This window comes from Kineosporia sp. NBRC 101731 (genome assembly GCF_030269305.1).
Taxonomy (GTDB): Bacteria; Actinomycetota; Actinomycetes; order Actinomycetales; family Kineosporiaceae; genus Kineosporia.
In genome coordinates this window covers 65,199-84,852 of the sequence record NZ_BSTC01000009.1, presented here as the reverse complement: position 1 = coordinate 84,852, position 19,654 = coordinate 65,199, and the positions used below count along the sequence as shown (strand labels likewise).

The following is a 19,654-nucleotide window of genomic DNA, read 5'->3' as shown; positions in this document are numbered from 1 at the left end:
GTCAGTAACCCCAGCGCTCGACCATCGGGCGCAGTTCGACCGGCACGTCGGAGAGGTCCGGGAGGGGACGACCCTGCTGGACGGTGCCGGTCCTGATCTTGTCCTTCCAGTCGCCGATGCCCTTCACGAAGTCGCCGTGGTCTTTCTTGCCGTACTCCAGCATCGCGGGTTCCCACTCCAGGCCCAGGAACTCGCAGATCGCCTGGGTCTGCTTCACCGGGTCGGAGGTGAGGTCCTCGTAGCGAAGCGTGAGGCCGGTCCGCTTGTTCCGGGCCCGCTCCAGGTACTCCATGTAGTTCAGGGTGTGGGTGATGGCCATCTTCACCGGGCGCCGCTCCGGGTCACCCTCGTGCCAGGACTGCGCAATCGACCAGGGATGGCGGATCAGATAGATGAACTTGCCCTTGGGCCACGCGGTGGCCAGCCGGTCGGCGACGAACACGTTGCTCGGAGTCTTCTCGACCAGCACCGACTTACCGCTCATCGTGAGCTCACGGTGGAGCAGGCGGTCCCACAGCAGGTGCTCCAGGTCGCGCTCGTTGAGGTCGACCTGCTCCAGGGCCTGCTGTACCGGGGTGGTGTAGGCGATCACCTGGGTGCGCCGGAAATGCATCTCGTGCGGCGCGTGAATCTGCGAGTGACTGTTGAGAATCACCCGGAGAAGCGTCGAGCCGGAACGCACCGACGAGAGAACGAAAACCGGCCGCTGGACCAGACGGTCACGCGGGTCGGACGGCCGGCGCACGGGAACCCGGGCTGCCTTCGGCTCCTCGACGACCTCGACGGGCGCCTCGTCCTCTTCCTTGATCCTCACCACGCGGAACCCGAAGCGTTCCTCGAGTTCCCGGTTGACCGCTGCTACCACCTTGCGTCGCTGTGCCACGCGAGCAGAGGTTACGCAGTTTCTCTGTGCGTTGTACATGTAGAACCTGTGCCGAGACGGAATTGGCACACATTTTCAACGCGCCCTGAACGAAAGCCGTTCCTGGTTGTCCGTTCGGTGGACGGGAGATGAAGACGAACGGACGTGGGTGAAGCCCGGGTGAACGGATTCCGAGGGCCGGTCAGGCCGACAACCGCAATGATGGGCCGATGGAACACCTCGACGTCCTGATCGTGGGAGCCGGACTGTCCGGGATCGGCACGGCGTGCCACATCACCCGATCGTTTCCGGGCGGATCCCTCGCGGTCCTGGAGGCCCGGCCGGTGAGCGGCGGGACCTGGGACCTGTTCCGGTACCAAGGAGTTCGGTCCGACTCGGACATGTTCACCCTGGGGTACGCCTTCCGGCCCTGGACCTCGCCCACCGCGATCGCCCAGGGGCAGGCGGTGCTGCAGTACATCCGGGAGACGGCCGAGGAGTTCGGGATCGCCGCCCGCATCCGGTACGGGCACCGGGTGGTCTCGGCGTCGTGGTGCGGTGAGCGGGCCACCTGGGTCGTCCGGGTCGCAACGGACGCGGGTGAGCTGCTTCTCGGCTGCGGTTTCCTCTATCTCACCACGGGTTACTACGACTACGAAGAACCGCACCGTCCCTCGTTCCCGGGCCAGGAGGGCTTCACGGGGCGCCTGGTGCACCCGCAGTTCTGGCCCGGCGACCTGACCTGGGACGACCAGGACGTGGTGGTGATCGGCAGCGGCGCGACCGCCGTTTCCCTGGTTCCCGCGCTCGCTCCCCGGGCCCGGAGCGTGGTGATGCTGCAACGCACGCCCGGGTACGTGATCTCCCTGGCCCAGCGCAACGCCGGGGCCCGGTCGCTGTTCGGCCGCTTCCCGCCGCCCCTGGCCTCCCGCCTGGAACGGGCACGCAGTGCCACGGTGACCAGTCTCTTCTGGCACCTGTGCCGGCTGGCGCCCCGCACCAGCGCCGCGTGGCTGATCGGCCGGGTGCGCGCGCTGTTGCCGCCCGGCTATCCGGTGGAACGACACTTCACACCGCCCTACCGGCCGTGGGACCAGCGACTGTGCGTGGTGCCGGACGGCGATCTGTTCACCGCGATCGGCGCGGGTGACGCCGAGGTCGTGACCGGGCAGATCGCCTCGTTCGGCGCGCGCTGCGTGGTGCTGGACGACGGCACGGTCCTGCCCGCCGATCTGGTGGTGACCGCGACCGGACTACGGGTGCGGATGCTCGGCGGTATCACCCTGGACGTGGACGGGGTACCCGTCGACCCGGGGGCCGCCGTGATGCACCGCGGGACGATGCTGTCCGGTGTGCCCAATCTGGCCGTATCGGTGGGTTATGCGAACAATTCCTGGACGCTGAAGACCGAGCTGTCGGCCCGCCTGGTGGTGCGGACGCTGCGGTACCTGCGCCGGCACGGGTACCGCACGGTGGTGGCCGCGGCCCCACCCACGGCGGGCCGCACACCCCTCATGCCCCTGCAGTCCGGATACCTGCAACGGGCGCACGGGGTGCCCACCCAGGGACGCCGCTGGCCGTGGCGGCTGACCTCGTCGTACTGGATCGACGCCCTGCTGATGCGAACGGGCCGCACCGCCGGCCGGGGCCTGACCTTCCTCCCCTGAAGCGGGGCATAAGAACCCTTCACCCCCACCGGGACCGGAGGTCAAGACTCACGCCGAATCCGCCGACAATGCGCAGGTGACGACGGGGGATGACCGCAGCGGACCGAACATTTCGCTGCTGGTTTGCGGGGCGGGAGACAAGACCTTCGCCGTTCCGCTGACGAGTGTGTGGGAGACGCTGCGCCCGCTGCCGGCGTCCCCTTTTCCCGGGATGCCCCCGTTCGTTCTGGGAGTGGCCCGGATTCGCGGATCAGCGGTTCCGGTGGTCGATTCCGGGGTCCTGACCGGAGGGCCTCCGGTCGCCGCCACCCGCTGGATCACGTTGCACACCGACGACCACCGGTCCGTGGCCCTGGCGGTAGAGACCATCACCGGTATCCGGACGGTGGACGAGAAGGAACTGGAAGAGCTCCCGCCCTTGCTGGAAGGTAAGGGCCCTCGGCTCTTCTCAGCCTTGATCGCCCGGGACTCGCACCTGCTGCTGGCTCTGGCGGCCTCTCACCTCCTGCCGGCCGAAACCTGGCAGAGGCTGACGGAGGTGACCCCATCCTGACCGACAACCGGCCGCGCGACGCGGTGGTGGACAAGTTGGCCGACCTGGTCGAACGCCGGCTGGGGCTGACCTTCGGCCCGGGCGACCGGGATCGGCTGGGCCAGGCCCTGTCGCACCGTCTCCCGGCCCACCGGGACGGGTTCCGCTACCTCGACGAACTGGAAACTGACTGCGAGGCTGGAAATTCCGTCGCGCGGGACGAACTGGCCGCGCTGGCGTCCGAACTCACGGTGGGAGAGACCTACTTCCTGCGTCAGCCCGATCAGTTCGAGGTGCTCGCCGGGACCGTGCTGCCCGACCGGATGTCGCGCCCCGATCGTCCCCCGGTTCCCGCCCGTCTGCTGTCGGCCGGATGCTCCGGCGGTGAGGAGGCCTATTCCCTGGCCATCACCCTGGCCGAGGCCGGCTACAAGGACGCGCAGATCACCGCGATCGACGTGAACCCCACGGCCCTGGCCAAGGCCCGGACCGGCCGGTACACCGAGTGGTCGATGCGGGCCGTGCCACCGCCGGTGCAGCGCCGCTGGTTCCAGGCCGTCGGGAAGCACTACGAGGTGGACCCGGACCTGCGCGCCTACCTGGACTTCCGCCCCGCCAACCTGGTGGATCCCGATCCCGGGCTCTGGCGACCGACCTTCGACGCCATCTTCTGCCGCAACGTGATGATGTACTTCTCCCCGCCGACGATGTCCGAGGTGGTGCGCCGGCTGGCGTCGGCCCTGATGCCGGGCGGATATCTGTTCCTCGGGTCGGCCGAGACGTTGCGCGGGGTGTCGGAAGAGTTCGACCTGCGCGAGACCAACGGCACCTTCTACTACCAGCTCGCCGAATCACCGAATGGGCAGGGTCTTTCGCCGGTCGAAGCGATCGCCGGCCCCCGCCCGGGGCGGTCGCGGCCCGCCGAGCCCGACCGGGAGTCGTTCGACCAGGTCCTGGACCTGATGCGGGCCGAGCGGTTCGGCGCCGCCCTCGGCGCGATCGAGGTGGTCGACGTGCCCACCTCACCTCCCGCCACCCCGTGGGAGACGGAGGTGGTGCTGGTGCGGGCCATCCTGCTGAGCCACGCCGGTGACCTGACCGCGGCCACCCGCGACGCGCACCGCCTGCTCGGCCGGGGTCTGGTGTCGGCCGACGCCCACGCCGTGCTCGCGAACTGCCGGGAGGCGGACGCCGACACCCGTGGGGCCGTACTGCACTGGCGGGCCGCCGCCGACGCCGACCCCCGGTTCGCGCTGGCCCACCTTCATCTGGGCCGGCTCAGCCGGGCCACCGGCGACCGCTCGGGGGCCGGACGGGCCTACGACCGGGCCATCGACCTGCTCCCCTCCGAGACCGACCGCCGCATGCTGCTCTTCGGCGGCGGGTTCGACCGGCAGGCGCTCCTGTCGCTGTGCCGCACGATGTCCCGCCACGACCGCAGTCTGCACGGCGGTGAGCCCGGATGAGCCCGAACCGGGGTGAGCTGGCGGAACGCGCCGCGCAACTACGGGCCGAGTTCGACGCCTCGTTCGCCGAGAGCCCCGCACCGGTGGTGCTCGATCTCGAGGACGTGCTGGCCGTGCGGATCGGCGACGAGGAACGAGTGATCTTCCTGGACGAGGTGGCCCGGGTGATGTCCCGGCCGGAGCTCACCGCGCTGCCGACCGCGCACCCCGCCATGATCGGCGTGGTCAGCGACCGCGGATCGGTGGCGGCGGCCTGGGACCTCGGCCAGCTGTTCGGTCAGCCCGCGCAGAACCCCTACTGGCTCGTGATTCCCGCGGCCGAACCGGGAGTAGCCATCGCCTTCGAGCATTTCACCGGATTCCGCCGGGTCGACCCGGCCCAGATCCGTGACGACCAGAAGCTTCACCTGAGCGACCTGATCGAGACCATCCGTGGCCTCGTCGCCGGTGTCACGGCGGACCGAGAGGGCTGACATGAAATCGAGCTGGACCTTCGGCCGGACCCTGGCGGTCGGCTTCGCCGTGGTGCTGCTGCTCAACGTGATCGGCGGCGTGGTCGCACTGTCCGGGCTCGGCGAGGTGGTGCGGGCCAAGAACCGGGTGATCGAGGTGGACAACCGGCTGGAACTCGTGGCCCAGAGCATGATCGCGGCCCGGGCCGAGCGGGCCGCCGACGTGCGCGCGTACCTGCTCACCCGGGAACCCCAGTACCGGGCGGCCGCGCAGGACAGCACCGAGCGGTTCGAGACGCTGATCGACGAGGCCGACCGGCTGGTGCACACCGCCCGGGGCCGGACCCTGATCGCCACGATCAAGGCCGCCGAGGCCGAGGCCCGCACGGCCCAGGCCGACCTGATCGCCGTACGCATGGACGGCAGCGCGAACGACGCGGCCAAGGCCTTCCTCACCGTCACCCCCACCCGGATAGCCCTGCAGGGCGCCCTGACCGCGTTCGCCGACTACGAGCATCAGCTCGCCGTCGAGGGCATCCAGGCGGCGGACGCGGCCGAGCGGCGCGACATCATCACCATCGTCTCGGTGATCGGCGGTGCCGTGCTGGCCACCGCCCTGATCGGGATCTGGATCACCCGTCGGCTGCGGCAGCGCATCGGCACCGCGGTGGGCGAGGTGCAGACCTCCTCGGCCGAACTCCAGACCACCGCGAACCAGCAGGCCGTGGGCTCGATGGAACAGGCCACCGCGATGAGCGAGATCTCCACCACCATCACCGAACTCCTGGCCACCTCCCGGCAGATCACCGAGAGCGCCCAGCGGGTGGCGGCGGTGGCCGACCAGACCAAGGACGCGGGCGGCACCGGACGCAGCAATGTGGCCACGGCTCAGGAGTCGATGGCCGAGATCCGCGGCCAGGTGCAGGAGATCGTCACCCACATGATGGCGCTGGGCGAGAAGTCGCAGCAGATCGGCGCCGTGCTGGACATCGTCTCGGAGCTGGCCGAGCAGACCAACATCCTGGCGATCAACTCGACCATCGAGGCGGCCGGGGCGGGTGAGTCCGGGCGCCGGTTCGGGGTGGTGGCCGATGAGATCCGCAAGCTGGCCGACCGGGTCGCGGAGTCGACCAAGGAGATCCGCTCGCTGATCGGCGTGGTGCGTGAATCCGTGCACACCACGATGATGGCCACGGAGATCGGGGCCAAGTCGGTGGACGCCGGCAGCGCCCAGTTCGCGAGCGTGGCGGCCCAGTTCGAGCAGATCGTCGAGCTCATGCAGACCACCACCGAGGCCGCGCGCGAGATCGAGCTCTCGACCAAGCAGCAGAGCACGGCCGTGGAGCAGGTGAACTTCGCCGTCGCCAACGTCACCCAGACCACCCGGGAGAACGAGGCCAGTTCCACCCTGACCCTGGCCACGGCGTCGCAGCTGGCCGAGTTGTCGGCGAGACTGCGGCGTCTCATCGAACCGGAGACGTCCGGCGGACCGGTGCCCGCCGGTTCGGCACCCTACGGTGCGGCCTCGGGCTGGTCGTCCGACTGGCACAACCGTACGGATTCGGGCGACTGACCCGTGAGCGACCTCCTCCACTACTTCCGGATCGAGGCCCGCGAGCTCATCGACGAGCTCGCCGGGGCCCTCTCCGGACTGGCCCGGGGCGGCCCGGCGGCCGGGCTGGCCGGCACCGGCCTGCGGCACGCCCATACTCTCAAGGGTGCGGCGCGGGTCGTGGGCTTCACCGGGATGGCCGACCGGGTCCACGAACTCGAGGAGATGCTCGGCCCCTACCGGACCTCGGCCGGCCCGGTGCCGGCCGAGGTCGTGCAGCAGATGCAGGCCCTGGTGGACCGGTTGAGCGACGAGCTGGGAGCACCAGAACCGTCGTCGGCGCCAGAGCCTCTGGGGGTGGTCCCGGCGCCACGGGCCGGGCCCGCCCTCGATCCCGTCGACCTCGCCGCGGTGCCGGCCCTTTCGCCGGTACCGGCTCCGGCCACCGCCGTCGAGGCGACCCGCGCGCAGGAGCTGGCCAACACGGCTCAGACCGCCCGGGCGTCGCTGCTGGAGATCGACAGCCTGATCGACGGGGTGGGCCAGACCCGCACCCAGCTGGGGACCGTGCGCGAAGGAGCCCGGCGGGCCCGGCGACTGCGGACGACGGCGCAGGACCGTCTCACCGACGAGCAGGCCGACGAACTCTCCTGGCTGGCCCGGAACCTGGAGACCAGCGCGGACCGGATCGAGCGGGAACTGCGCGAGGTGTACACCACCGCCGAGCGGTTACGCCTGATCCCGGTCGAGACCATCGTGCCCGACCTGGAACGGGGTGTGCGGGACGTGACCGCCGCCCAGGGCAAGCGGGCCCGGCTGGAGGTGCACGGGGCCGAGCTCTCGGTGGACGCGACGGTGCTGGCCGGGGCGCAGACCGCGCTGCGGCAGATCGTGCGTAACGCGGTGGCCCACGGCGTGGAGACCCCCGAGCAGCGCACGGCCGTGGGCAAGGACCCCACCGGGCGGGTACGGGTCGAGATCACGCACGGGGCGCACGGTGTGCGGTTCCGCTGCGCCGACGACGGGCGCGGCGTCGACCTGGCGGCGGTGCGGCGCCGGCTGGTGCAGGCCGGGAGGGCCGGCGAGGCGACCCTCGACGACGAGGCCACACTGCGGCTCCTGCTCGGCAGCGGCATCAGCACGGCCACCACCGTCAGCGAGATCTCAGGTCACGGCATCGGTCTCGACGTGGTGCAGGACGTGGTGCGACGGATCGGCGGACGGATCGAGATCAGCACCGTCCCCGGCGAAGGAACCACCATCGACCTGATCGCCCCGGCCTCGATGACCGCGCAGGAGGTCGTCCTGGTGCGGGCCACGAGCGACCCGCCCGAGGAACTGGACCGGGCCGGACGCGGCGGATCGGTCGTGGCGGTGCCGTTGCGTGCGGTCCGGCAGGCCCGGCGGGTCAGCGCCCAGGACTTCTCCGGCCCCCTCGCGGTGATGCACGACGGGCGGCGGATCCCCTGGATGCCGCTGGCCGATGTCCTGGGACCTCTGGCCGGGTCGGGCGGCCCGGACGGAACCGGCCGGACGCGCACCGTGCTGGTGCTCGACGGTCAGGACGGCCCGGTCGCGGTCGGGGTCGACCGGCTCGTCGGCACCGCCGAGATCGCGGTGCGCCCTCTTCCCGCCCTGGCTCCGGTACCGCCTCTGGTCTGCGGCATCTGGATCGACATCGACGGCCGTCCCCGCCCGGTGCTCGATCCCGCCCACCTGGCCACCGAGGCCGCCACGCGGCGCGTCCGTCGTCCGGCCTCCCTCACGGCCCCGGTTGCCCGGCGTACCAGCATTCTCATCGTGGACGACTCGCTGACCAGCCGGATGCTCGAGCGCACCATCCTGGAGAGCGCGGGATACCAGGTGGATCAGGCCGGTTCGGCCGAGGAGGGTCTGGCGATGGCCACCCGTAAGCGGTACGCGGTGGCGGTGGTGGACGTCGAGATGCCCGGCCTGGACGGCTTCGCCTTCATCGAGCAGACCCGCACCCGGCGCGAACTACGACACATGCCCTGCATTCTCGTCACCACCAAGGCCTCCCCCGCCGACCGCGAGCGGGGCCGGGCGGCCGGGGCGCGGGGTCACATCGACAAGGGCCAGTTCCATCAGAGCGCCCTGCTGGACGCGGTGGGCGAACTGGTCGCCGAGGGGGACTCATGACTGCGGGCAGAACCATCCGGGTGCTGGTGGTGGAGGACTCGCGCACCGTGCGGGCCCGGATCGTCGCCGCCCTGCGATCGGACCCGGCGATCGAGGTGGTGGGCGAGGCCGCCGACGGTGCGGCCGCGATCGACGAGTGCACCCGGCTGCGACCCGATGTCGTGACGATGGACATGATGCTGCCCGGGCTGACCGGCCTGGCGGCCACGGAACATCTGATGCAGCACTGCCCCACGCCGATCCTGGTGATCTCCAGCGCCGACAACCGGGCGGGGTTCATCGACACCATCGCGGCGCTGGACGCCGGCGCGGTGGACGTGCTGGAGAAGCCGGTGGGACGGGATCCGGACGGCGGCAACGACGCCTGGGACCGGGAGTTCCTGCGCACGGTGAAACTGGTCGCGAAGATCAAGGTGATCCGGCGGGTCGGCCATCGGGGTCTCCCCACGCCCAGGACGGCCGGGACGGCCGCTATCTCCGAGTCTTCCACCCCGGCCCCGGCCCCCGGGCGCCCCTACACCGTGGTGGCGATCGGGGCGTCCACCGGTGGGCCGACCGCCGTGGCGACCGTACTGCGCACCCTGCCCGCCGCTTTCGCCCTGCCGCTGCTGCTGGTGCTGCACGTGCACGAGTCGTTCGGCACCGCCTTCGCCAGCTGGCTCCAGGAGGTCACCGAGCGGCCGGTGCACCTGGTGGTGAGCGGTGAACCACTCAGCCACGTCGGACCGGGAGAGGTGGCGATGGCACCACCCGGGCAGCACCTACGGGTGCAGGGCAGCACGCTGATCCTCACCTCCGAGGCCGAGAGGCATTCCTGCCGGCCCAGTGTCGACATCCTTTTCGAGTCGCTCGCGCTGTCGCACGGCCCGCGGGTGGCGGCCGTCCTGCTCACCGGCATGGGGCGGGACGGGGCCACCGGGCTGCTGGAGATCGACCGGGAGGGCGGCCTGACCATCGCCCAGGACGAGGCCACCTCGGCCGTGTTCGGCATGCCGGGCGAGGCTGTCCGGCTGGGCGCCGCGCAACACGTCCTGGGCATCGACGCGATCGGGCCGGCCCTGGGCCGGCTGACCGTTCCGTCCGACCTGGCAGCCAGGGTGAGGTACCGATGACGACCAAGGAACGGCAGGAACGACAAGAGACGGTCGGTACGGTCCTGATCCTCGACGACAGCCTGACCGTGCGGATGGATCTGGTGCACGCGTTCGAGGAGGCCGGCTGGATCACCGTGCCCTGCGCCACCGTGGCCGCGGCCTGGGTGGAACTGGCGGCGCGGGAGGTGGACTGCGTGGTGCTCGACGTGGTGCTGCCCGACGGCGACGGGGTGGACGTGCTGCGGCAGTTGCGCACGCAGACCGCCACCGAGTCGCTACCGGTGCTCATGCTCAGCAGCGAGGCCGAGGTGAAAGACCGGATCCGGGGCCTGAGCACCGGTGCGGACGAGTACCTGGGCAAGCCGTACGACTCCGGGTACCTGGTGGCGCGGGCGCAGGAGCTGATCACCTCGCCCGAGCCGGAGTCCGCCGACCACGTGGTGCGGGTGCTGGTGATCGACGACAGCACGCAGGTGCGGGACCGGTTCGCCGACCTGTTGCAGCGCAGCGGTTACGAGGTGTTCCAGGCCGACTCGGGGCTGGCCGGGCTGCGGCACGCGGCGGTGCGCCGGCCCGACGCGGTGCTGGTCGACGCCGTGCTGCCGGATATCGACGGGGCCACCGTGATCCGTCGGATCCGGCTGGACTCGGCGCTGCGCGGCATTCCCTGCCTGCTGCTCGCGGCCTCCGACGACGCCGGGGCCGAGCTGACCGCCCTGGACGCCGGCGCGGACGCGTTCGTGCAGGCGGGTACCGACGACGACGTGGTGCTCGCGAAGCTGTCCGCGGCGTTGCGGCAGACGTCGATGGCCCTGCCCGCGGTGGACACGGCCAGCCTGCAGCGGCTGAAGAAGGTCGTGACCATCGGCACCTCGGTGCTGACCGGGAGCACGGCGCGGCTGCGCAACGAGGGTTTCGACGTGGTGCAGGCCCAGACCGGGCAGGAGGCGCTGGAACTGCTGGCGTTCCAGCGGTGCGACTGCATCCTGATCGAGCTGGAGATCGGCGCGCAGGACAGCCTGGACGTGTGCCGTCAGGTGAAGGCGGCGCCCGGTGTGCGCGACGTTCCCCTGATCGTCATCGGCGACGACGACCATCGTCAGACCATGATCGACGCGCTCGACTCGGGGGCCGACGACTACGTGAGCAGCGCGGCCGATCCCCGGGTGCTCCTGGCCCGGATCCGGGCCCAGCTGCAGCGCAAGCAGATCCAGGACGAACACCGGCAGATCCGGGAGAGCCTGCTGCGCAAGGAGATCGAGGCGGCCCAGGCCCGGGCCGACGCGCAGATCGCGCAGACCCGGGCCGCGATGGTGGAGGAACTGGAGCGCAAGAACCAGGAACTGGAGTCGTTCAGCTATTCGGTCTCGCACGACCTGCGCAGCCCGCTGCGGGCGATCGACGGCTTCACCACGATGCTCATCGAGGTGGTGGACGAGCACCTGGACGACTCGGGCCGTCACTACTCCGAGCGGATCCGGGCGTCGGTGAAGCGGATGAACGAGATGATCGACGACCTGATCGAGCTGTCCCGGGTGGGCCGCGCCGCGTTGTCCCGCCGTCCCACGGACGTCGGGGCGATGGCCGCCGAGATCCTCAGCGACCTCGCGGCCGGCTCACCCGAGCGCACCGTGGAGACCACGATCGAGCCCGGCCTGACCGTCTCGGCCGATCCCCGGCTGCTGCGCAACGTGCTGGAGAACCTGCTCGGGAACGCCTGGAAGTTCAGTGGCCAGGCCGACCGGGCGCAGGTCGAGGTAGGACGCGCCCCGAACGGAGACTTCTTCGTGCGGGACAACGGTTCCGGGTTCGACATGAGCCAGGCCGGCCGGCTGTTCTCACCGTTCCAGCGGTTGCACAAGCAGAGCGAGTTCCCCGGCACCGGCGTCGGCCTCGCCACCGTGCACCGCATCGTCGAACGGCACGGCGGGCGGATCTGGGCGGAGTCGGCGCCGAGCCAGGGGGCGACGTTCTGGTTCACCCTGCCGGAGTGAGATCGGGGTCGACACCTGGACCTGCGGGGCCCGGGTCGCGACGGGGCCGGAGGCCGGGGCCTCCACCACCGTCACCGGTTCCCCGAGCAACGACGCCAGCCGGCCCGAGAGGGCGCCCAGACCGGCGTCCACCGCTCCCCCGGACGTCCGCTCCCCCGGCACCGTCACGATCGTCACGGGCCGCTCGTGCAGTCCGGCGTCGATCAGGTCACCGGCCAGCGCCTCGGCGCTGATCCGGCCGGTGGCGCTCCACGCCGAACCGCCCCAGCGGCGCACCCAGACCAGGGTCTGCCCAGGGGGCAGCGCACCGGCCAGTTCCCGGCCGATGCCCTCGTCGTACCGCAGGCCGAGCACCTCCCCGTCGCGCCGTCGCACCCGTACCGGGATGAAGCGCTTCCCGGCCTCCGGATCGCGCAGGAAGTCACGCGGATCCGGCGATCGCAGGCGGCACGGTTCAACCGACTCGTCCAGCAGCCAGACCGGCTGCCCGGGCACATTGATCCCGACCCCCAGCCAGCCGTCCGGCCGGGGGTAGCGCACCAGCAGGGCCTCGGCCTCCGGGGGCAGTGCCACCACGTCCATCCGGCCGCTCTCCGCCCAGCGGCTGTCGGTGACCGAGGTGATCATCGGGATCCGGCCGATCCGGCGCAGCTGGGAGATCCGGGTCAGGACGGCGATCCAGGCGGCGTCCGGGTCGGGCAGCGACGCGACCGTCGGTGCGACCTCGCTGAGATAGAGGTTGCCCCGGCGGTTCACGAGCTGACGGGAGAGCACGGTGACCACGTCGATCAGCCGCTGCACGCACTCCTGGGGATCCGGGTCGTCCAGCAGTTCGGGAGCGTTGCCCGGGGCCCAGCTCAGCTCGCTGCTGTGCCGCACGTACGGGACGACCCGGACCAGCAGCTCGCTCCGGGGCGCCAGGTCCAGGAGGCCCAGCACCAGGTGATGCATCCGGCCGGTGCGGTGCACCACCGAGTACCGCAGCAACGTGCGCCGCGCCGGGATGAAGCGCTCGGTCATCCGGTGCACGCCGCCGAACAGCTCGGGCTGGTCGGGCAGGTACCTCTGCCGGGCGACCTCCCGCCACAGCCGCAGCGCCGGATGCCCGGCGGGGGCGACGATCACGTCGTTGGCCACGCCCTCCAGCTCGTCCAGGACGTGCATCGTGAAGCCGGGCACCGACCGGGCGACCTCGTCGAACATCCGCGGCAGGGCGTCGCCACCGACGAAACCGTTGTCGCCGTCCACGTAGGCGCCGCCGAGCAGATTCACGATCTCCACCCGGAAGTGGTCGCTGGCCGCGGCGTACCCCCGGGGGATGCGCTTGGCCCGCTCCGCGGCGATCTGGTCCCACAGCACCATGTCGGCCTGCTCGTGGAACACCTCGTCCAGGGGCACGACCAGCACCCCGTTCTCCCGGGCCCAGGTGAGCATCGAGAGGATCCCACCGGCCCGGCGGGAGGGCCGCTCGAGGGCCGCCGCCGCTTGTTCCCGGGTGACGTCGGTCCACAGCACGAAGTCAACGCGTCCCGCGTACTCGCGCGCCGCGTCCGCGAAATGGGCCCGGAAACCGCCGTGCTCGGGCAGCGGGCCGCCCAGCCAGATGCCGTGCACGAGGTGCGGCACGGCCCCGTGCTCGGGCAGCCGCGGGGCACCCTCGGGCTGGGCCCAGGCCCGGGCCTGCTCGTCGCGGTGCACGGTGGTGACCGGGCCGGTCTCACCCAGCATCAGCCGCACCCCCAGATCTCCTCGGTCCGGCGGGCGCGACGCCTGGGTGGGATCCAGACGGCCGAGGTCGAGCCAGCGCAGGAAGATCGCCACCCCCTCGGGCGGCAGGCCCGCCGGGTCGACGGTCAGCCACGCCGGACGCGGTGGTCGCGCCCGCCGCCGGTACGGGTCGGGACCCATCGAGGCGGCCAGCGCCGCCTGCGCCCCGGCGGTGTACGCCTGGGGACCGATCAGTTTCCGCAGCCAGGGCAGGATCTCGCGGGTGGCGGGAGGTACGTCGACCTCCCGGTCGGGCTCCGCGGTGTCCGCCACCGGGATCAGCGGGACCGGGCTGGGAGCCAGCCGCTCCAGCTCGGCCACCAGGTCGCCGGCCCGCCGCACCCGGCTGCGGCGGTTCACGTCCACCCGCATCCGCAGCTCGACGGCGGAGCTCACCGGGCTCGTGGCCGAGCCCGACTCGGTACCGTGTGCCACGACCACCGCTCGACCCAGCAGGGTGGACAGACGGGCCGCGAACCAGGCCCGGCCGTGTTCGGCCCCGCCACTCATCCGCAGCAGCACCGGCCCGGTCAGGGTGCCGACGCCGCTCAGCCGCACGGCGAGGTCCTCGGGGATGATCCGGTGGCCGTCCGTCCAGGCGGTACCGAGCCGTCCGGTCAGCTCGATCCCGGTGAATCCCGGCGGCAGCCAGTCGGCATCGGCGGTGACGGCGTGAGCGGCCGCGTCCCGCCGGGACCGGGCCTTTTCCCGGGCCTGCGCCGGGGTCAGCAGGCGCACCGGCACCACGGTCTCGTCGAGCACCCAGGCGGGCTGGTCGAAGGCGGCGGAGTCCTCGCCGAACCAGTCCTTCGCCTGCGGATCGGGCTCGAGCATCGCCTCGACCTCGGCGGGCAGCCCCAGGTAGTCCGGGCTCCCGTCGTCGGCCCAGCGGAAGCGGGTCACCGAGGTGATCCGGGGCCCGGCGTCCTGCTCCTGGAGCAGCACGAAGAACCGCATCACGGCGAGCCAGACCGCGTCCGGGTCGGGCATCGCCGCCACCACCGGCGCGACCGCGCTGAGATGCAGGTTGCCGGGCCGGGCGATGAGACGGCGCATCAGGGAAGCGATGACGGACGCGGTGCGCACGGTGACGGCGTCGAGCGAGGCGGCCGCCCGGCGGGGCGGGCGGGCCGAGCCGGTCCAGCTCCGGGCGCTCTGCTCCCGCACGGCACCCATCACCCGCACCAGCTGCGGGTCCGAGTGGCTGAAGCCGAGCCGGGACATCACCGTGAAGTGCACGTGCCCGGCCCGTTTGGCCACGGTGTAGCGGTGCCACAGCCGGTAGGCCGACGCATTGGCCCGGCGCTGCACCAGATCGGCCTCGCCGAACAGCTGCGGCTGGCTGAGGGAGCACGACAGCCGGTCCAGCTCGCGCCACAGCATCAGCGCCGGATGCCGGGCCGGGGCCACGATCACGTCGCAGTTGACCCGGGCCGGGGGTGTGACGTGCGGGGTGAAGGCGGGCACCGAGCGGGCGACCGCGGCGAACACCGCTGGGAGACTCTGCGGCCCCTGCCTCTCGTGCTCGTCGCGCTCGTCCCCGGGGAACAGGAAGCGGTCGTCGCTGTCCACGTAGGCGCCGCCGAAGCGGGTCATGACCTCCAGCCGCAGCCGGTCACTGGCCCCGGAGTACCCACGCGGCAACAGCTTCACCAGGTCACAGACGTACTGCTCCCACAGCCGCATCGGCGATCCGGCGTGGAACACCTCGGCCACCGACACCACCGAGATACCGTGTTCCCGAGCCCATTCCATCATCGACACGATCACCGCAGCGCGGCCGGAGGGCTCCGGCGCGGCCATTGCCCGGGCCACCTCGGCCCGGCTCAGGTCGGTCCAGACCACGAAGTTCACCCGGCCCGCGTAGTGCGCGGCCGCGGCACCGAAGTTGGCCCGTAGCAGACCGTCCTCGGGGGCCGGTCCGCCCACCCAGATGCCGTGCACGACATGAGGGATCGCGGCCCGGGCCGGCAGCCGGGGCGCGTCCGGCACGCCCCAGTCGCCCCCCGGCCGGACCCGGCTGACGGTGCCCCGGGCCAGCCGACCGACAGCCAGCTCCCCCGCCTCCGGCACCAGGAACGTGCCGTCCAGGCGGGTCAGGCTCATCCCGGCCAGGAACGCCGCCACCCGCTCGGGCGGCAGGCGACGCGAGTCGGTGCCGGTCAGGAAGGCCGGTTCCGGGGCGGGACGACGGAACCCGAACAGGTCGGGGCCGAGCTGGGCCATCACCCGGCGCTCGTGCTCCGGGTCGCCGATCCGCAAACCGGTCAGGCTCCGCAGCCAGGCGAGAACGGCCTCGCCCCGGGCCCCTTCGAGTTCGGCGATGTCGGTGGGCAGGGGCACCAGGGGCCGGTTCTGGTGCTGGCGCACCGTACGGGCGAGCCCGGCGATGATGACGGAGGCCGCCTGGCCGGACGCGTCGGCCGCGGCCCGGGCCCGATCGGTCGCCAGGCGCAGAGGGGCGACGGGCCGGTACGCGACCGGCTCGCGCAACAGCCGCGCCGGGCGCACCAGCTCACCCAGCATCCAGACCGGCCCGCCCTCGGGCGAGAGCTCCGCCCCGAGCCACGGCTCACCGTGCGGCGCCCGGCGCAGCAGAGCCTCCACCGCTTCCGGGAGACGGGCCTGCTGCACCCGGCCGTCGTCGTCCAGACGCACCTCGGTCACCGACCTCACCGACGGAATACCCGACGATCCGGCCAGTTCCGCGATCAGCGCGAGCACGGCCCACCACAGCGGCGCCGGGTCGGGCTGGGCCTCGATCACCGGGGCGATCGCCGACAGGTGCAGGTCTCCGTCCCGGGCGATCAGCCGGCGCACCGTGGCCGTGACCAGGTCACGGGCCACCACCACCGGATCCGTCCCGTCCTGCGCGGGCAGGTCGGTGCGGGTCCAGGAGCGTTCCTGCGCGGGACGGACGGCGGCCTGCAGCCGCACCAGCCGGGCGTCGTACGGTTTCACGCCCACCTGCTGCAGGGTGATCCCGAGACTGCGCCCGGCCCGGCGGGGCACGCAGTAACGGCGCCACAGGTCGTTCTCCGGCAGCCCCGGGCCCAGACCCGTCATCGTGCGCACCCCGTCGAAGAGCGCGGCCTGCGAGCGCGAGCCTCCGAACCGGGTGACCTCCAGACACAGTCGCAGCACCGGGTGGCGGGCCGGGGTGACGACCGCGTCGGTGACCACGCCCTCGCCCCGCACGTGCACGGTGAACCCGAGCGGGCCCTGCGCGACCGCCTCCAGCACGGCGGGCAACCCCTCCGGGACCACCGCCCTGACCCCCCGGGCGATCTCGCGGGGTCGGGGCCGGGCGGCGGCGCCCGGATCCGGCTCGCAGGCCAGGTCGCCGTCCAGGTAGATCCCGCCGAACCGGTTCAGCACGTCCAGCCGCAGGTGGTCCGAGGCCCCGGCCAGGCCCCGGGGCAGGCGCTTGGCCAGTTCCAGGAGGTAGTAAGGGTGCAGCAGCATCGGGGCGCCGGCGTGGAACACCTCGTCCACGTTCACCAGGGCCACCTCGTGGGCGCGGGCCCAGCGCACCCACGAGCCCACCGCGGAGTCCGGTGCGGCGGCCTGCGCCTGCGCACGGGTGACGTCGGTCCAGACCACGAACTGCAGCTCGTCACGGTACCGGGCCGCCGCGGCCGCCAGGTTGGCCCGCAGGCTACCGTCGGCCGGGGCCGGGCCACCTAGCCAGATGCTGTGCACGACATACGGAATGCCGTCCAGGGTGGCCGTCCCGGGCCAGTCCGGCGGCAGCTCGCCGGTGATCGCGGCGACCGGGCCGGGGTCACGCAGCAGGTTCTGCGGGGTGAGGGCGTCCGCGGAGGGACGGGGCGCGGTCAGGCTGAGCGCGCGCAGGAAGGGGGCGACCGCTGCGGCCGGGAGCTGTTCAGCGTCCAGGCTGTCCAGGAAGTCCGGCGCCGGGTGCGGCACGCGGGTACCGAACAGATCCGGTCCCAAGGCCGCGGCGTAGACCGCCTCGGCCGCGTCGGTGTAGAGACCGGCCTGGCAGACGTGGCGCAGCCAGGTGAGCAGTTCCGCGTCAGGTGTCCGGGGCGCTGCCGGGTACGGCACCGGGCCGTCCGGCGTTCGCAGTTGCGAGCGCAGCCGTCGCAGGAGATGGGCCGCGCGCTCGGCCCCGGCCCCCGTGACCGGCGCGCCCCCGGTCCCGACGGCCTGCCGTTCCCCGGAAACGTTTTCCTTCACGACCGGTATCACGGATGGACCCGGATCCGACGTTCACCCGCCCTCGCGGAACCCGCCGTCGGGAGCTAGGGTTTTCCCCACGATCCGCCGCTTTCACCGGTGATGAACTGTGGTGAAAGAGCATCCGGCATGCGGACGGGACGGAGCACGATTGCCTGGCCAGGTCCCACCCCTGACCCCGTCCGGGTTGCCGCTGATCCCCGTCCCGGCCCCGGCCGCGCTCGCGGCGACCCGATCGGCGTACAGCGCTCTGGCCTGCCTCGATCCCCGCCTGCCGGTGCCGCTGGCCCGCCGGGCCCTGCTGCGCCGCCTGGCCGAGGTGACCCGGGCCGACCACGTGCAGCTCTGGTTCCCGGCTCCGGACGGTTCCGGGTCGCTGCGCTCGGTGATGTGCTGGCCGCCGGACGCCGCGCCCATCGAGGATCTGGACCCGGCGCAGTTCCCGCACCGGCCCGACCTGCGCAGTCACGCCCTGCTGGCGGACGACGGCCGGGTGCACACGGCGATCACCCTGACCTCGGGCCGGCCGGCCGGGGGGCGACGGCGCCGGGAGCTGGACGACACCGCGAACTGCCTGATGGTGCTGCACCGCCGGGAGGAGCTGCAGACCGAGGTGCGTCACCAGGTCGGCTACACGGCGCAACTGGCCGGGGAGGTGCTGGACTCGGCCCGGCGCCTGGCCGGGGTGCGTGAGCTGGAGCGGCGCCGGGTCGCCGCCGAGGTGGTCTCGTTCAGCCGCGGCCGGCTGACCCCGCTGCAGACCGGGATCGACCGGTGGTCGGGGCAGCCCGACCTGATCGGCCGGCTCGGTGAGCTGCGGGCGCAGCTGGACCGGCTGGTCGCGGACTTCCGCTCGCTGGTCCGCGGCATCCATCCGCAGGTGCTGTACCGCCACGGGCTGCGGGCCGCCCTGGCCGAGGTGGCGGCGGCGCACCCGGGGCGGGTCCGGATCACCGGCTCGGTGCCGGCCCGGGTGGATCACGAGGTGGCCGCGGCGCTGTACTACCTGAGCGCCGCGGCCGTCCACGCGCTCGCCCGGAGTCGTACCGACCTGGAGATCACGCTGGAGCACCGGATCCTGGTGACCCGGGCGGCCGGGTTGCAGGTGACGCTGGAGGCCCCGGCGGCACCCGTCGGGAGCGGCCCGGCCGCCAAGGCCGAGATGCGGGCCGCGCTGGCGGTGGACGCCGACCGGCTCGGCACGATCGGCGGCTGGGTGGAGGTCGACGGCGAGGCGGACCGGATCCGCGTGACGGCCTGGGTGCCGGACCGGCTGGAACCGGTGGCCCGGGCGGCCCTCCTCGCCCGCGGCAATCTGCACGCCCGGGTGCGGGCCCAGGCCCTGGGCCTGGTCGCCCGGTACGGCGAGGGGCCGGGCTCGGCGCGCGCCCGGCGTCTGCTCAGCCGCATGGACGAGCCGGTGCACGTGGCCGTCATCGGCCTCGAGGAGACCACCCGGCGCGCCGAGAGAATCACCGAGACCGTGCGCACCCGGCCGGATCTGGTGCTGACGCCGGTCATCCCGGGCAGCGGTGTCACCCCCGCCCACGGAGCGCCCAGCCTGCGGGGCGACCTGTCGATCGGCATCATCGACACCGTGGCCGACGTGATCGTCCGCCCCTCGCCCGGGGCCCCGGAGAAGAGCTTCGACGTGGTGCTGCCCGGCGCCGGGGTGCTGCTGGCCGGCGCCGACTGGCGCGACCTGCCGCAGGTGCTGACCACCGAGGTGGTGGCCCGGGCCGATCTGCTGCGGGCCCGCACCGCCCTGGGCACGATGTTGCGCCTGGCCCGGCTCACCCCGCCGCCGGCCGAGCGGCTGGGATCGCTGGAGCAGGATCTGGAGGAACTACGGCTCGGCGCGGGTGAACTGGCCGACCTGGAGTCACAGGCGTCGGCGCTCTGACA

10 protein-coding genes are annotated in these 19,654 nt (G+C 72.4%); 8 read left to right on the top strand and 2 right to left on the bottom strand.

Annotated features, from left to right (window positions below):
• Position 1: 1 nt before the first annotated feature.
• Positions 2-883 carry a sulfotransferase family protein gene (locus QSK05_RS23370; RefSeq protein ID WP_285599437.1) on the bottom strand — a complete coding sequence of 294 codons (882 nt, stop codon included), beginning with the start codon at positions 881-883 and terminating at the stop codon, positions 2-4.
• Positions 884-1,092: 209 nt separating this feature from the next.
• Here QSK05_RS23370 and QSK05_RS23365 point away from each other — a divergent pair, with 209 nt between their 5' ends.
• The 7 genes from QSK05_RS23365 to cheB all read left to right on the top strand — a co-directional run bounded on the left by QSK05_RS23365 (position 1,093) and on the right by cheB (position 9,803).
• Positions 1,093-2,529, top strand: a complete 1,437-nt coding sequence (locus tag QSK05_RS23365) for a flavin-containing monooxygenase (protein ID WP_285599436.1) — start codon at positions 1,093-1,095, stop codon at positions 2,527-2,529.
• Between the two features lie 76 nt (positions 2,530-2,605).
• Positions 2,606-3,082 (top strand): chemotaxis protein CheW, encoded by a 477-nt coding sequence (locus QSK05_RS23360; RefSeq protein WP_285599435.1) that lies wholly within the window; start codon positions 2,606-2,608, stop codon positions 3,080-3,082.
• A 35-nt stretch (positions 3,083-3,117) separates the two neighbouring features.
• A complete protein-coding gene (locus QSK05_RS23355; RefSeq protein ID WP_285599434.1) occupies positions 3,118-4,527 on the top strand; it encodes a CheR family methyltransferase in 1,410 nt (469 codons plus the stop codon).
• Positions 4,524-5,000 carry a chemotaxis protein CheW gene (locus QSK05_RS23350; protein ID WP_285599433.1) on the top strand — a complete coding sequence of 159 codons (477 nt, stop codon included), beginning with the start codon at positions 4,524-4,526 and terminating at the stop codon, positions 4,998-5,000. The genes QSK05_RS23355 and QSK05_RS23350 overlap by 4 nt, the downstream gene beginning before the upstream one ends.
• Position 5,001: 1 nt before the next feature.
• Entirely contained in the window at positions 5,002-6,552 is a 1,551-nt protein-coding gene (locus QSK05_RS23345) for a methyl-accepting chemotaxis protein (protein ID WP_285599432.1), read from the top strand.
• Positions 6,553-6,555: 3 nt separating this feature from the next.
• Positions 6,556-8,691: a hybrid sensor histidine kinase/response regulator gene (locus QSK05_RS23340; RefSeq protein WP_285599431.1), complete on the top strand. Its 2,136-nt coding sequence runs from the start codon at positions 6,556-6,558 to the stop codon at positions 8,689-8,691.
• Positions 8,688-9,803 (top strand): chemotaxis-specific protein-glutamate methyltransferase CheB, encoded by a 1,116-nt coding sequence (gene cheB, locus QSK05_RS23335; protein WP_285599430.1) that lies wholly within the window; start codon positions 8,688-8,690, stop codon positions 9,801-9,803. Before QSK05_RS23340 ends, cheB begins: the two co-directional genes overlap by 4 nt.
• Before the next feature lie 1,820 nt (positions 9,804-11,623).
• Here the strand turns inward: cheB and QSK05_RS23330 are convergent.
• Positions 11,624-17,749 (bottom strand): hypothetical protein, encoded by a 6,126-nt coding sequence (locus QSK05_RS23330; protein WP_285599429.1) that lies wholly within the window; start codon positions 17,747-17,749, stop codon positions 11,624-11,626.
• A 151-nt stretch (positions 17,750-17,900) separates the two neighbouring features.
• Here QSK05_RS23330 and QSK05_RS23325 point away from each other — a divergent pair, with 151 nt between their 5' ends.
• On the top strand, positions 17,901-19,652 hold the full coding sequence (locus tag QSK05_RS23325) for a hypothetical protein (protein ID WP_285599428.1): 1,752 nt from the start codon (positions 17,901-17,903) through the stop codon (positions 19,650-19,652).
• Positions 19,653-19,654: the final 2 nt, after the last annotated feature.

Excerpts from the sequence above, each read along its gene's own strand:
- QSK05_RS23365 (WP_285599436.1), top strand. The coding sequence starts at position 1,093 with ATGGAACACCTCGACGTCCTGATCGTGGGAGCCGGACTGTCCGGGATC.
- QSK05_RS23350 (WP_285599433.1), top strand. The coding sequence starts at position 4,524 with ATGAGCCCGAACCGGGGTGAGCTGGCGGAACGCGCCGCGCAACTACGG.
- QSK05_RS23345 (WP_285599432.1), top strand. The coding sequence starts at position 5,002 with ATGAAATCGAGCTGGACCTTCGGCCGGACCCTGGCGGTCGGCTTCGCC.
- cheB (WP_285599430.1), top strand. The coding sequence starts at position 8,688 with ATGACTGCGGGCAGAACCATCCGGGTGCTGGTGGTGGAGGACTCGCGC.